Below are 14,446 nucleotides of genomic sequence, written 5' to 3'. Positions count from 1 at the left end.
AGACAAAATCCTTTTTTAAAATTTATAATTATAAAAAAAACTCCCATTCACTTATGAATTAGGAGTTCGTATCCATTTTCTTGTCTGGCAACTCTCGCATCACAGTGGTAAAGTTCAATAACCGTTCATTACCCTTGTGATTCCTCAGTTCTTTTCATTTTCCGCCTATGATAACCGCTCGTTGTTGCCTTTCCTTTAATTCTCGATAAATAAAAAAAAAACACCCCGAAGGATGTTAATTGGCTATTTGGAGCGGGTGAAGAGAATCGAACTCTCACAGTCAGCTTGGAAGGCTGAAGTTCTACCATTAAACTACACCCGCATTTTTTTATGGCCTAGCGACGTCCTACTCTCGCACTTGCGTACTACCCTCGGCGCTAAGGAGCTTAACTTCTGTGTTCGGTATGGGAACAGGTGTGCCCTCCTTGCCCTTATCACTAGACCTTCTGTCAGATCTTATCAATCTCACAAAACTAGATATCTTCTGCTTACTTCTTCTTGTCCGGCAACTCTCGCATCACAGTGGTAAAGTTCAATAACTGTTCATCACCTTCGTGATTCCTCAGTTCTTTTCACTTTCTGCCTGTGATAATCGCTCGTTTTTGCCTTTCCTATTTAGTTAAGTCCTCGATCGATTAGTATCAGTCCGCTTCATCTGTCACCAAACTTCCACTCCTGACCTATCTACCTCGTCGTCTTCAAGGGATCTTACTTCTTTCGAATGGGAAATCTCATCTTGAGGGGGGCTTCACGCTTAGATGCTTTCAGCGTTTATCCCTTCCACACGTAGCTACCCAGCTATGCTCCTGGCAGAACAACTGGTACACCAGCGGTGTGTCCATCCCGGTCCTCTCGTACTAAGGACAGCTCCTCTCAAATTTCCTACGCCCACGACGGATAGGGACCGAACTGTCTCACGACGTTCTGAACCCAGCTCGCGTACCGCTTTAATGGGCGAACAGCCCAACCCTTGGGACCGACTACAGCCCCAGGATGCGATGAGCCGACATCGAGGTGCCAAACCTCCCCGTCGATGTGAACTCTTGGGGGAGATCAGCCTGTTATCCCCGGGGTAGCTTTTATCCGTTGAGCGACGGCCCTTCCATTCGGTACCGCCGGATCACTAAGCCCGACTTTCGTCCCTGCTCGACTTGTTGGTCTCGCAGTCAAGCTCCCTTCTGCCTTTACACTCTTCGAATGATTTCCAACCATTCTGAGGGAACCTTTGGGCGCCTCCGTTACTCTTTGGGAGGCGACCGCCCCAGTCAAACTGCCCACCTGACACTGTCCCCTGACCAGCTCATGGCCACGGGTTAGAACCCCAGTAACACAAGGGTAGTATCCCAACAGCGACTCCTCCAAGACTGGCGTCCTGGTCTCTTCGTCTCCTACCTATCCTGTACATGTGTCACCAGTGCTCAATATCAAGCTACAGTAAAGCTCCACGGGGTCTTTCCGTCCTGTCGCGGGTAACCTGCATCTTCACAGGTACTATGATTTCACCGAGTCTCTTGTTGAGACAGCGCCCAGATCGTTACGCCTTTCGTGCGGGTCGGAACTTACCCGACAAGGAATTTCGCTACCTTAGGACCGTTATAGTTACGGCCGCCGTTTACTGGGGCTTCAATTCAAAGCTTCGCTTGCGCTAACCTCTCCTCTTAACCTTCCAGCACCGGGCAGGCGTCAGCCCCTATACATCACCTTGCGGTTTAGCAGAGACCTGTGTTTTTGATAAACAGTCGCCTGGGCCTTTTCACTGCGGCTTGCTTTCACAAGCACCCCTTCTCCCGAAGTTACGGGGTCATTTTGCCGAGTTCCTTAACAAGAGTTCTCTCGCTCATCTTAGGATTCTCTCCTCGCCTACCTGTGTCGGTTATCGGTACGGGCACCTAATAAATTATCCCTAGAAGCTTTTCTTGGAAGCGTGACATCAGCTGACTTCACCCTTTCGGGCTTTCGGCATCACAGCTCAATGTTTCGCCATGCGGATTTGCCTACATGACCACCTCACTGCTTACACGTGAATCCATTCACACGCTCAACTTAGCCTTCTCCGTCACTCCTTCAGTTTATTAAGTGGTACAGGAATCTCTACCTGTTGTCCATCGGCTACGCCTTTCGGCCTCACCTTAGGTCCCGACTTACCCAGGGCGGACGAGCCTTCCCCTGGAAACCTTAGGCTTTCGATGGATAGGATTCTCACCTATCTTTCGCTACTCACACCGGCATTCTCACTTCTAACCGCTCCACAGCTCCTTCCGGTACTGCTTCTCCGCTGTTAGAACGCTCTCCTACCACTGACACTTCGTGTCAATCCGCAGCTTCGGCGGTCCGTTTAGCCCCGGTACATTTTCGGCGCAGAGTCACTCGACTAGTGAGCTATTACGCACTCTTTAAAGGATGGCTGCTTCTAAGCCAACCTCCTAGTTGTCTGTGCATCTCCACATCCTTTTCCACTTAACGGACACTTGGGGGCCTTAGCTGGCGGTCTGGGCTCTTTCCCTTTTGACCATGGACCTTATCACCCACAGTCTGACTCCCGATCATATCTATCTGGCATTCGGAGTTTGATTGAGATCAGTACCCCGAGGTGGGGCCATCACCCATTCAGTGCTCTACCTCCAGTAGACTCTTATCGAGGCTAGCCCTAAAGCTATTTCGGAGAGAACCAGCTATATCCGTGTTCGATTGGAATTTCACCCCTAGCCACAAGTCATCCAAGCACTTTTCAACGTGCCCTGGTTCGGCCCTCCAGTCAGTGTTACCTGACCTTCAGCCTGCTCATGGCTAGCTCACACGGTTTCGGGTCTACAACATCGTACTCCTCGCCCTATTCAGACTCGCTTTCGCTTCGGCTCCGTCTCTTCAACTTAACCTTGCACGATATCGTAACTCGCCGGTTCATTCTACAAAAGGCACGCCATCACCCTTTAACGGGCTCTGACTAGTTGTAGGCACACGGTTTCAGGTTCTCTTTCACTCCCCTTCCGGGGTTCTTTTCACCTTTCCCTCACGGTACTGGTTCACTATCGGTCACTAGGTAGTATTTAGCCTTACGAGATGGTCCTCGTTGCTTCCGACGGGATTTCTCGTGTCCCGCCGTACTCAGGATCCCTTCCCTGCTTCACACAATTTCACCTACGGGACTCTCACCCCCTCCGGTTGGCCTTCCCAGACCATTCGGCTATCATGTTCAGTCATTTCTGAAGGTCCTTCTACCCCGGATTACTCCGGTTTGGGCTCCTCCCTGTTCGCTCGCCGCTACTTGGGGAATCGATGTTTCTTTCTTTTCCTCCAGGTACTTAGATGTTTCAGTTCCCTGGGTCTGTCTCCTCTATGGCTATTGATTCACCATACGGTGCTAGCGTATGACCACTAGCGGGTTTCCCCATTCGGATATCCCCGGCTCTTTGCTTACTTACAGCTCCCCGAGGCGTTTCGCCGTTTGTCGCGTCCTTCTTCGACTCCTAGTGCCTAGGCATCCTCCGTGCGCCCTTTATTACTTAACTTTTCTTCTTCAGAAGATATCTAGTTTTCAAAGATCAATTCTAGGAAAATCGAAATTCTCCCAAAACTAAACAGAACGTCTCTTTCTCCATAGAAAGGAGGTGATCCATCCCCACCTTCCGGTAGGGATACCTTGTTACGACTTCACCCCAATCATCTACCCCACCTTAGGCAGCTCCCTCCTTGCGGTTAGGCCACTGACTTCGGGTGTTGTAAACTCTCGTGGTGTGACGGGCGGTGTGTACAAGACCCGGGAACGTATTCACCGCGACATTCTGATTCGCGATTACTAGCGATTCCAACTTCATGTAGGCGAGTTGCAGCCTACAATCCGAACTGAGATTGGCTTTATGAGGTTTGCTCCACGTCACCGCTTCGCTTCTCTTTGTACCAACCATTGTAGCACGTGTGTAGCCCAGGTCATAAGGGGCATGATGATTTGACGTCATCCCCACCTTCCTCCAGTTTGTCACTGGCAGTCTCGTTAGAGTCCCCATCTTACTGCTGGCAACTAACGACAGGGGTTGCGCTCGTTGCGGGACTTAACCCAACATCTCACGACACGAGCTGACGACAACCATGCACCACCTGTATCCATTGTCCCCGAAGGAAACCCTCTATCTCTAGAGGCGTCAATGGTATGTCAAGACCTGGTAAGGTTCTTCGCGTTGCTTCGAATTAAACCACATGCTCCACCGCTTGTGCGGGTCCCCGTCAATTCCTTTGAGTTTCAGTCTTGCGACCGTACTCCCCAGGCGGAGTGCTTAATGCGTTAACTTCAGCACTGAGGTTCGACCCCCAACACTTAGCACTCATCGTTTACGGCGTGGACTACCAGGGTATCTAATCCTGTTTGCTCCCCACGCTTTCGCGCCTCAGTGTCAGTTGCAGACCAGGAAGCCGCCTTCGCCACTGGTGTTCCTCCATATCTCTACGCATTTCACCGCTACACATGGAATTCCACTTCCCTCTTCTGCACTCAAGTCAACCAGTTTCCAATGACCCTCCACGGTTAAGCCGTGGGCTTTCACATCAGACTTAATTAACCACCTGCGCGCTCTTTACGCCCAATAATTCCGGATAACGCTTGCCACCTACGTATTACCGCGGCTGCTGGCACGTAGTTAGCCGTGGCTTTCTCATAAGGTACCGTCAATTGATAGTCATTTCCTCCTATCACCTTTCTTCCCTTATAACAGAATTTTACAACCCGAAGGCCTTCTTCATTCACGCGGCGTTGCTCGGTCAGGCTTTCGCCCATTGCCGAAGATTCCCTACTGCTGCCTCCCGTAGGAGTCTGGGCCGTGTCTCAGTCCCAGTGTGGCCGTTCACCCTCTCAGGTCGGCTACGCATCGTCGCCTTGGTAGGCCTTTACCCCACCAACTAGCTAATGCGCCGCAGGCTCATCCATCAGTGATGCCAGGAGCATCTTTAAACTTTCGTCCTATCCGGTATTAGCGATCGTTTCCAATCGTTGTCCCCGTCTGATGGGCAGATCACCTACGTGTTACTCACCCGTTCGCCGCTTCCCACCGAAGTGGTTCGCTCGACTTGCATGTATTAGGCACGCCGCCAGCGTTCATCCTGAGCCAGGATCAAACTCTCCATAATTGTTTGTTTCCTTAGCTTGCGAAATTTCTTTCGCTCATGATTCTTGACGTTCTGTTTAGTTTTCAAAGAACTTCTCTCGCCTTTTGACGACTTCTTTATCTTACCGCATTCGACTTTTTCTGTCAAATGTTTTTTTATCTTTTTTTGTAAGATTTCTTGTCTACCTCTCTTGGCGACTCGTCTATAATAGCATTCTAGAACTTTATTGTCAATCAGTTTTTATAAAAAACATAAATATTATACTAGTATTTTTTCTAAAGACCTTTCTTTTGTTAAATGGATTCTTCATCTTATGATTAATATAAAAACTACCCGTCAAACGGGTAGTTTTCTCCAGGGCTATAAGCCCTGATTACCGGCTAGCGTCTCAAGGCGCTAGCTTTCACTTTGTTCAAGCTACTTGCCATTGCCACCTTTGCTCACCCCTAAAGGAGTGCTCGTTCTACTGGCTACCCCTTAAAGGGGTCTTCATATTCTTTTACACTTAATTTATCCATCGCAATATCATGCTTTTCCTGATCCTGAATATATTTCCTTATCGTTGCCTCATTTAGGCCAACCGTACTGACATAATATCCTTCTGCCCAAAAATGCCGATTTCCAAATTTGTATTTCAAATTTGCATGTTTATCAAACATCATCAATGCACTCTTTCCTTTCAAATATCCCATAAAACTAGATACACTCATTTTAGGTGGAATACTTACTAACATATGGACATGATCTGGCATTAAATGCCCTTCAATAATTTCAACTCCTTTATAGGCACAAAGTTGTTTTAAAATATCTCTTATACTTGTTTTATATTGATTATATATTATTTTTCGTCTATACTTAGGAGTAAACACAATATGGTATTTGCACATCCATTTTGTGTGCGATAAACTATTTGTTTGATTCGCCATAAAAATCACCTTCTCTTCTAAAATAGTAGCTTAAACAACTCTATTATAGGAAAAAAGGTGATTTTTTAATGGGGTTATAAACTTTTATTCGCCACCCGCATAGCGGGTGGTTTTATGCTTCACACGCTTTGCGTGTTCAACAGACTAAAGTCTCTAACAAAATGCCCTACGGACTAGACAAGAAACCTAACCGTAGGGCACCTCTTATTCGTTATGATTAATCATGTTTTACCCAACCGATTGCCACTGCACCTGGTCCTCCATGGACAGCTACAACTAAAGAAATTGGGTAAATTTTAATTGTATGATTTGGATAGACTGCTTGTAACTCTGTTTGAACAAGTTTAGCCCCTTCCTCATTACCGATATGCATGACAACTAGTTGATAATCTTCGGTTAATTGTGCTTCCTTTCCAATTTCAACTAATCGTTTAAGCGACTTTTTAAAAGTACGAATCTTCTCAATCGCCTGTAACGTTCCATCCGGCTTCATTTGACAGATCGGTTTAATCTGTAAAAGACTTCCAAGAGCCGCCTCAACGTTAGACAGACGCCCTCCCTTACGTAGGTTAGTTAAATCATAAATTGATGCATAAAATTCACTATTTTCACGCATCATTTCTAGATAACTAAGAATTTCAGAGACACTTGCCCCTTCTTTTGCCTTTTTAGCGGCATTTACTGCAAGCATTCCTTGGGTATATGTCACGGTACGTGAATCAAAAACATGAATATGCTCCGGATTTACCATTTCAGCACATGTCTTAGCAGTTTGATGACTTCCGCTTAATTGACTTGAAATATTAATGTGGATGATATCCTCATAACCTTGTGCAAATAATGATTCATATAATTCTATTGTTGCTCCTGGTGATGGTTGTGAAGTCGTAGGTAAACCATCATAGTTTTCACAACGCTCCATAAACTGTTCTACCGACATATCTTTAAACTCTCGATATGATTCTGTGCCAAAAACGATTGAAATATAATTTACATGTATATCAAATTCTTTTAACTCTTCTACAGGAATACATCCCGTACTATCTGAAACGATTGCTATTTTAGTCATATCTTTTTACCTCCCAAATAATTACCATTAAATTTCGTAATGATCAGGCATCCAGCAAGCTCCTACTCCGCCTCTTCCAAAATGGATGGCCATTACAGGACCAATTTCATTTCCAACGTGAACTTCCACTTGATCTCCACATGCCTCTTGCATTAATTGCTTTAACTCATTTGCGCCTTCTAATGCATTTACATGCGTAATTCTTACAATTTGTTTACCTGAACTTTTAACATCTTCGCGTAACTTCTCCACAATCCATTTAAAAACACGCTTCTTTGTTCGTACCTTATCAAAAACATCTAATTTTCCATTCGATAGGCCAATAATCGGTTTTATATTTAATAGGTTTCCTATACTTGCGGCCGTTTTTGAGAGGCGTCCAGTACGAACCAGAGTATTTAAATCATCTACATACAAATACATTGGACCATGAGTTTTATAAAATTCAACAACATTAATAATTTCTGAAAGATTGCTCCCAGACTCTAAAAGTTGGCATACACGTAAAACGATATTTTCTACTCCAATTGATGCCGTATTTGTATCAATCACTTTAATTTTGTCTTGCGCCCCCTCGACCATTGTACTAGCAATTCTTGCAGAATTCACAGTCCCGCTGACATTATTTGTGCAGAATAACCCTAAAATATAGTCGTATTCCTTAAGTAATTTTGTATACAATTGGACAAATTCTTCAGGAGCAGGTTGAGACGTTGAATAAGTTGCCCCTTCATCAATCATTTGAAATAATTTTTTATTATTTATTTCCTTTTGTTCGGCATATGCCTTATCATTAACAATTACGTTTAAATATCCATAATAGACATTTGGGTAACGTTGCAAATCGGCCGCCGTTAAATTTGTAAGACTGTCTGTTACAATAGCTACTTTCATAATCCACCTCTTTATTATATCTTTTCATTATTATACCATAAACAATATTCCCTTAAAGAAATGACTTTCACAATGTTTAGTTTTATATTCAAATCTTTTCTTTAATTTTAATGAAAAAACAGAAAAAGTCAACTGTAGCAGTACATTCATTCTAATAAAAAGAATACGATTGTTATTAATCTATTTTAATCAAGGATTTAATGAATGGGAAATTTCTTGTCATTCTAATAAGATCACATTTTTAATAAAATATCCTTCATACTTTTCCCCCTTTCCTAGGGCTTATTCACCAATGTCTAATTTTTAACCCTTATCTTTTATTAAAGAATCTCTTTTATGTTATAATTAAAGCAAACTAATTGAGGTGATATATTGGAACATTATTTAATGATTGCACATGACGGACAACATGAAATTATTGTTGAAAAATCACGTTTTATTTGTCATGTTAAACGTGTTTATACTGATCAGGAAGCAGTAGAGTTTATTAAAAAAATTAAAAAAGATCATTGGAATGCTACTCACAATTGTTCCGCTTACCAGATTGGTGACTTTAACGAAATTCAACGTTCAAATGATGATGGTGAACCGAGCGGTACTGCAGGTATCCCGATGCTTGAGGTATTACGAAAGCAAAATCTTAAAAATTGTGCCGTTGTAGTGACTCGCTATTTTGGTGGAGTGAAACTAGGCGCCGGTGGTCTAATTAGAACTTATGGAAAATCAGTTTCTGAAACAATAAAGACACTAGGTCTTGTTGAAAGAAAAACAATGAAAACAATGTTTATTAACACTGACTATAATCTCCTTGGGACACTCCAAAACCGTTTAGAAGGGAGTAACTATCTCCTAAGCCAAGTTCACTATACCGATAAAATATCCTTAGAAGTTTTAATCGATATAGATAGTGAAGAACAATTTACGTCTTGGATAGTCGATATTACACATGGTAAAGCAACAATTGTTGCAGGCGAAGTTTCCTTCAAAGAAATCCCTTATCAACCTTAAAACAAAAACCATAAACAAGATGTACCTCTATCCTCTTTATAACCTGATGAGGAAAGTATAACTACTCGTTGTTTATGGTTTTTTTTTATTAATTTTTTTTACCTTGAACATAGTTTTGATATGCCATAAATCCTTGTTCAACTTTATTGACTGCCGGGTGATAATATTTAACATGTTTGATAGATGTAGGTAGGTACTGTTGTTTCACATAATGATTAGGATAATCGTGAGGATATTTATAGTTTATACCATATCCTAGGTCTTCCGCCCCCGCATAATGACTATCTCTTAAATGATTCGGGATACTGCCTATATTTCCCCTTTTTAAGTCCGATAGGGCCTTATCAATGGCGACAACAGCAGAATTTGATTTAGGGCTATTTGAAAGTAAAATAACTGCCTGCGCTAATGGAATACGGGCTTCGGGAAACCCCAATTGTAATGCTGCATCTGTACAACTTTTTACTATACTTATCGCCTGTGGATAAGCCAAACCAATATCCTCAGCTGCAATAACTAAAAGACGGCGACAGATAGACAGTAAATCTCCTACCTGAATAAGACGCGCTAGATAGTGGATAGCTGCATCAGCATCACTCCCACGAATTGATTTTTGAAAAGCGCTAAGTGTATCGTAATGTTGATCACCAAACCGATCATAGGAAAATCCTGCTGTAACAGTACTTTTCTTAACTAAATCTAAATTCAATATGAATCCCTCAGTTTTACAATTAGGGTACAATGCAATCTCTAATGCATTTAACCCCTTTCTGAGATCTCCATTACAGAGGTTTGCAATATATTTAATGGCCTCATCATCACACTCAAAAGGATAAATAAAAAATTCATCCTCTACTAATTGAATCGCACGTTTTAATCCCTCTTCAATTTCTTGAGGGGTTAATGGTTTAAATTCCAAAATAGTCGATCGACTTAGAATGGCGCTAAAAATAGTAAAATAAGGATTTTCGGTTGTACTAGCAATTAAAGTAATTTGCCCATTTTCAATATATTTTAATAACGTTTGCTGTTGTTTCTTATTAAAATTCTGAATTTCATCTAGATATAAAAGAATCCCATTCATTCCATCTAATGTATCTAAATCTTTAATAATATTTCTAATATCCTCTGTTTTAGCATCCGTTGCATTTAACTTATAAATCTTCTTTTTAGATATCTTCGCAATTATATTAGCAACAGTCGTTTTTCCCGTTCCACTAGGTCCATAAAATATTAGATTAGGAATATGATTAACCTCAATCAGTTTTCTTAGTATTTGATTTTCCCCAATTAAATGTTGTTGTCCTACTACCTCATCTAATGTTTGGGGTCGAATTAAATCTGCCAATGGTTTCATTACTTCACCTACCCGTATCAACTAGTATAATTAACATAGCTATTCCCCTTTGAAAAAAAGCCTCAGACAAAGGTCTGAAGCTTTTTTCATTTAACGACGACGAATTTTATCAATATGATCAAGCATAATTCCGGTTCCCACAACAACACAATGTAAAGGATTATCAGCTACAAAGACCGGTACATGTAATTCATCTGCTAATAGACGATCTAATCCATGTAACAATGCTCCACCACCGGTTAATACAATCCCTTTATTCATAATATCCGCTGATAGTTCAGGAGGTGTTTGTTCAAGTACGTTTTTAGCAGCATGTACGATAATGCGAACCGATTCACGTAATGATTCTTCAACTTCCGTTGATGAAATTGTTATTGTACGTGGTAACCCTGATACTAAATCACGTCCACGAACTTCTAACTCTTCTTCACGTCCCTCTGGATAAACTGTCGCTACACTTATCTTAATCTCTTCAGCCGTTCGATCCCCAATTAATAGCTTATAATTTGTTTTAATATAATCCACAATGTCTTGATCAAATCGGTTACCTGCAATTTTAATAGATGCAGACGTAACAATATCCCCTAATGATAATACGGCGATATCCGCTGTTCCACCACCAACGTCAATAACCATGTTTCCTGATGGTTTTGAGATATCCATTCCAGCACCTAAAGCTGCAATCTTAGGTTCTTCCTCAATGAAAACCTCACGCGCCCCACATTTTTCTGCGGCTTCTCTAATGGCGTTTTTTTCCACTAATGTAATATTAGTTGGACAACAAATCATAATTCGCGGCTGTGAAAGCACTCCTTTAATATTCAATGAATTGATAAAATGTTTTAACATCATCTCTGTTGCTGCAATGTCTGCAATAACTCCGTCTTTCATTGGTCGGACAACCTCAATTTTTCCAGGTGTACGCCCAAGCATTTGACGTGCCTCTTCACCGGCCGCAATCATACGTCCCGTTTGTGCATCCATTGAAACAACTGATGGTTCCTCTAAAACAATTCCTTTACCTTTTTCATATATTAATACGTTAGCAGTACCCAAGTCAATTCCAATATCTTTTGAAAATAGCATACTTTCCTTCCTCCAAACTAATTTTTCAGTATTAGTATGTCTAAATAATTCATCACTATTTTATATTTTATCACAATTATATAGGTACGACCATATCTTTTCCAGTTGAAAAAAATATTTTTCAACAAAAAAATACACTAAATTACATTAGTGTATTTTTTATTATGGTTAATCCATAAAAATCTATACTACTATTCTTATGAATTAAATTTTATTATTTAATAACTCCAGCTATTAAAGAGAGTTTTATAAATCACCTAATTTAGTATTAATCACATCTTCAGGATTAAGTTTATTATTATCTTTCATCACTTCAAAGTGAACAACATTTCCTGAATCTGGCTCTAATTGTGATGTACCTGTCTTACCAATTACATCACCTTGTTCAATATCATCACCAGCTTTTACAGTTACATCGTAAACGCCAGTGTAGATAGTTTTAACTCCGTTTTCATGTTCAACTGTTACTACTGTTCCTTTTAATACCTCATCTTTTACAGTTAAAACTTTCCCAGATAAAGCTGATAAAACGTCCACTTCTTTATTATTAGAATTTTTTAAACTTACACCTTTAGACTCATGAGTATATTTAGTTTCACCTACTGTATAACTAAATAAACTTTTCATTTGCTCTTTTGTATCAGCTTCCTGATCGTAATACGATTTTGCTACTTCTACATTTTTTCCCTCTAAAGGAGATTTAACTGTTTCCTGTAATAACGCAACTGTTTTAGCATCAGTTGTTTTATTTACTGCAGTTGTTTCATCACCTTTTGTACCTACTGTTTCTTGATTCCCATTAGCAGGATTAGAGACTGTTTGATCCCCATTAATTCCTGTTAACCATAATTGCACGCCTGCAAATGTAGCAGATGCTCCTAGTAATACTACAAGTGCGAAGCTAATTGGATCAATCTTCTTAAATAATTTTTTGTTTTTTAACTTTGTCATTCTTTCTTTTGTTTTCATATGATCATCACCTCACCGTTATGATGATCACTTTTGGTAAATCTTATTCAATTCTAGTTAAAATTTTCCGTTATTTTAACATTTTGGTAATAATATTTTAGGATATCATCGTACTTTTTCCCCTGCTTTGCTAATTCATTTGCGCCATATTGACTCATTCCGACACCATGTCCATACCCAAATGTCGTAATAATGACTTTATTATTACTAAATTTAATTTTAAAATCTGCAGAACGTAATCCTAGAATTTCTCGAAACTCTCGACCAGAATACACCTTATCGCCTACTAAAATCTCGTTAATATTTTGTCCGGCCGTTTTATTAAGAATAACAAAACTATCTTGCTTTAAGTTATTATTATTAAATTTATTTCTAAGTTCCTGAATTGTAAATTCGGTTTCTACCTCATAATTAGGTGCGGTCTTATCCCATTCACTGTTAACACTTTTTAAATAAGGATAGGCCGTAGACCAATAATCTTCCGCATTTTCAGTAAAACCATTACTGATAGAAAAATAAAATGGTTTGATTAACTGATCCTCATAAGTAATTACCTGTCCGGCAGTTTCTGATACGGCTTGCGATACCTTATTATAATACTCATCAAATTTATCCTGCCATTTTTCCTTAAGTTGTTCCGTATCTAAATATACTTGGTGTTTCACTGTATCATGTATACGATCCTGTGATTCTAATAACTGAATTGTATAAGTTCTAGCGGCAACAGCCTGGGCTTTAAGGGCCTCAATATTGTATAAAGCTGGCATCTCCCCCGAAACAACACCTATTAGATAGGTTTCTAAGGGAATATCTATTTCCTCATTTTTAGATTCTCTAAAAACCGTTACCACTTGCTCGCCCTTATTCTCCTCTTTATTAGTGGCAATCATATTTTCCTTAACCCCTTCATTATTATCCTTCGATGAGGAGTCCATGGCCTCAGTAACTTTCCCGCCACCATCGTTATTTAATTGGTGAATCATTTGAAATGAAAATGGAATACAAATTAATGTTAAAATAAAGGCCACGAATCCTATAATAATTTTTTTCATAATATCACCTATCTTTTATAAAATACACCCTTTTCAAATGTATGCATAAGATAGAATAATATACCATTAATTAAAATATTTGTTTCAATAGATAAAATATATCTGTAAAATAGTCTAAAAAAAGCTTACTAAGACTAACTGTTATAATTAAATATAAAAGGACAATTGTGTATCTATCACTCCCTCTTTTAAATAAAGACTCTAAACGTAATGACAATATTAATTTAAATACGATGGGTAGCATTAAAATATACCAAATAATCATAAAGTATGCTTGAAAATTCATTATACTCCTCCCTCATAGTCTGATTATTATATTCGGTTCATCAATCATTTTATTAACGGAATTAAACTTATATATTATTTTTTCAATTTCTTATTTACTTGATAAGATAAATCTTTGGAGCGTAGATTACTCCTTATACAAGAATGAATACCTTGGATTATCTTCGAATTGTGGATATTTGAATTCCATAAGTAGTAATTTAAATTATCCTATAACTGTAACTATTTTCTTTAGTTAAACAAAATAAAAAATCGAAATTGAGTTAAAAGGGAGGCCTAAGGCCTCCCTTTTAAGATTATTTTTTTTCACCAACTCGTATTTGGTTGAGAAGTTTCACGATTTCCATTTCAGATTTAATTAAATCTTCACGGCTCTTTGCATTTTGTTTTTGACGTTCCTTACGCTCTAATTCCATCTTAGCACGTGCAACGTCAATATCTTCTGCCATCATTGCATCATTTGATAATACATTAATATGGTTATTTGAAATTTCAAAAATACCACTATCAATGGCAACATATGAAGACTCACCGTTCATCTCGATGCGTAATTCACCGACTCCTAGCGGTGTCATCATCGGAATATGGTTATATAAAACAGCAAAGTCACCATCAATTCCTCGGGCAAAAACTCGCTCCGCTTCTCCATCGAATACAAGCTTATCTGGTGTTACCACGCGAATAGTCATCACTGACATAGTAC

The 14,446-nt window shown here is 39.9% G+C and carries 9 protein-coding genes, 1 tRNA gene and 3 rRNA genes; 1 reads left to right on the top strand and 12 read right to left on the bottom strand.

Annotated features, from left to right (window positions below; translation table 11 throughout):
- Positions 1-248 precede the first annotated feature (248 nt).
- The 7 genes from VXM77_RS01960 to VXM77_RS01930 form a co-directional block, all read right to left on the bottom strand.
- Positions 249-322 (bottom strand) — tRNA-Gly (locus tag VXM77_RS01960).
- Positions 323-333: 11 nt separating this feature from the next.
- Positions 334-442 (bottom strand): 5S ribosomal RNA (rrf, locus tag VXM77_RS01955).
- Between the two features lie 173 nt (positions 443-615).
- A 23S ribosomal RNA gene (locus VXM77_RS01950) occupies positions 616-3,509 on the bottom strand.
- 92 nt (positions 3,510-3,601) lie between these two features.
- A 16S ribosomal RNA gene (locus VXM77_RS01945) occupies positions 3,602-5,118 on the bottom strand.
- Together the 16S, 23S and 5S rRNA genes with 1 tRNA gene alongside form the textbook arrangement of a ribosomal RNA operon.
- Before the next feature lie 449 nt (positions 5,119-5,567).
- The gene (tnpA, locus tag VXM77_RS01940) at positions 5,568-6,023 is read right to left on the bottom strand and encodes an IS200/IS605 family transposase (protein WP_161832950.1); all 456 of its coding nucleotides are present in this window, start codon (positions 6,021-6,023) and stop codon (positions 5,568-5,570) included.
- Positions 6,024-6,240: 217 nt separating this feature from the next.
- Positions 6,241-7,092 (bottom strand): DegV family protein, encoded by an 852-nt coding sequence (locus VXM77_RS01935; RefSeq protein ID WP_161832428.1) that lies wholly within the window; start codon positions 7,090-7,092, stop codon positions 6,241-6,243.
- Between the two features lie 27 nt (positions 7,093-7,119).
- Positions 7,120-7,986, bottom strand: a complete 867-nt coding sequence (locus tag VXM77_RS01930) for a DegV family protein (protein WP_161832429.1) — start codon at positions 7,984-7,986, stop codon at positions 7,120-7,122.
- Between the two features lie 372 nt (positions 7,987-8,358).
- Here VXM77_RS01930 and VXM77_RS01925 point away from each other — a divergent pair, with 372 nt between their 5' ends.
- The gene (locus tag VXM77_RS01925) at positions 8,359-8,994 is read left to right on the top strand and encodes a YigZ family protein (RefSeq protein ID WP_161832430.1); all 636 of its coding nucleotides are present in this window, start codon (positions 8,359-8,361) and stop codon (positions 8,992-8,994) included.
- Positions 8,995-9,082: 88 nt separating this feature from the next.
- On the opposite strand, the gene VXM77_RS01920 is transcribed toward VXM77_RS01925, so the two are convergent.
- The 5 genes from VXM77_RS01920 to atpC form a co-directional block, all read right to left on the bottom strand.
- A complete protein-coding gene (locus VXM77_RS01920) occupies positions 9,083-10,351 on the bottom strand; it encodes a replication-associated recombination protein A (protein ID WP_161832431.1) in 1,269 nt (422 codons plus the stop codon).
- A gap of 90 nt (positions 10,352-10,441) precedes the next feature.
- Positions 10,442-11,437 (bottom strand): rod shape-determining protein MreB, encoded by a 996-nt coding sequence (gene mreB / locus VXM77_RS01915; protein ID WP_161832432.1) that lies wholly within the window; start codon positions 11,435-11,437, stop codon positions 10,442-10,444.
- 246 nt (positions 11,438-11,683) lie between these two features.
- Positions 11,684-12,406, bottom strand: a complete 723-nt coding sequence (locus tag VXM77_RS01910; RefSeq protein WP_161832433.1) for a M23 family metallopeptidase — start codon at positions 12,404-12,406, stop codon at positions 11,684-11,686.
- Positions 12,407-12,459: 53 nt separating this feature from the next.
- On the bottom strand, positions 12,460-13,458 hold the full coding sequence (gene spoIID / locus VXM77_RS01905; protein WP_161832434.1) for a stage II sporulation protein D: 999 nt from the start codon (positions 13,456-13,458) through the stop codon (positions 12,460-12,462).
- Between the two features lie 581 nt (positions 13,459-14,039).
- Positions 14,040-14,441, bottom strand: a complete 402-nt coding sequence (gene atpC, locus VXM77_RS01900) for an ATP synthase F1 subunit epsilon (RefSeq protein ID WP_161832435.1) — start codon at positions 14,439-14,441, stop codon at positions 14,040-14,042.
- Between the last annotated feature and the right edge of the window lie 5 nt (positions 14,442-14,446).

It is taken from the genome of Turicibacter sp. KK003, from assembly GCF_037014675.1.
Lineage (GTDB): Bacteria > Bacillota_I > Bacilli_A > MOL361 > Turicibacteraceae > Turicibacter > Turicibacter faecis.
This window is presented reverse-complemented; position numbering and strand designations above follow the sequence as displayed.

Excerpts from the sequence above, each read along its gene's own strand:
- tnpA (WP_161832950.1), bottom strand. The coding sequence starts at position 6,023 with ATGGCGAATCAAACAAATAGTTTATCGCACACAAAATGGATGTGCAAA.
- VXM77_RS01920 (WP_161832431.1), bottom strand. The coding sequence starts at position 10,351 with ATGAAACCATTGGCAGATTTAATTCGACCCCAAACATTAGATGAGGTA.
- spoIID (WP_161832434.1), bottom strand. The coding sequence starts at position 13,458 with ATGAAAAAAATTATTATAGGATTCGTGGCCTTTATTTTAACATTAATT.
- VXM77_RS01930 (WP_161832429.1), bottom strand. The coding sequence starts at position 7,986 with ATGAAAGTAGCTATTGTAACAGACAGTCTTACAAATTTAACGGCGGCC.
- VXM77_RS01935 (WP_161832428.1), bottom strand. The coding sequence starts at position 7,092 with ATGACTAAAATAGCAATCGTTTCAGATAGTACGGGATGTATTCCTGTA.
- VXM77_RS01910 (WP_161832433.1), bottom strand. The coding sequence starts at position 12,406 with ATGAAAACAAAAGAAAGAATGACAAAGTTAAAAAACAAAAAATTATTT.
- atpC (WP_161832435.1), bottom strand. The coding sequence starts at position 14,441 with ATGTCAGTGATGACTATTCGCGTGGTAACACCAGATAAGCTTGTATTC.
- mreB (WP_161832432.1), bottom strand. The coding sequence starts at position 11,437 with ATGCTATTTTCAAAAGATATTGGAATTGACTTGGGTACTGCTAACGTA.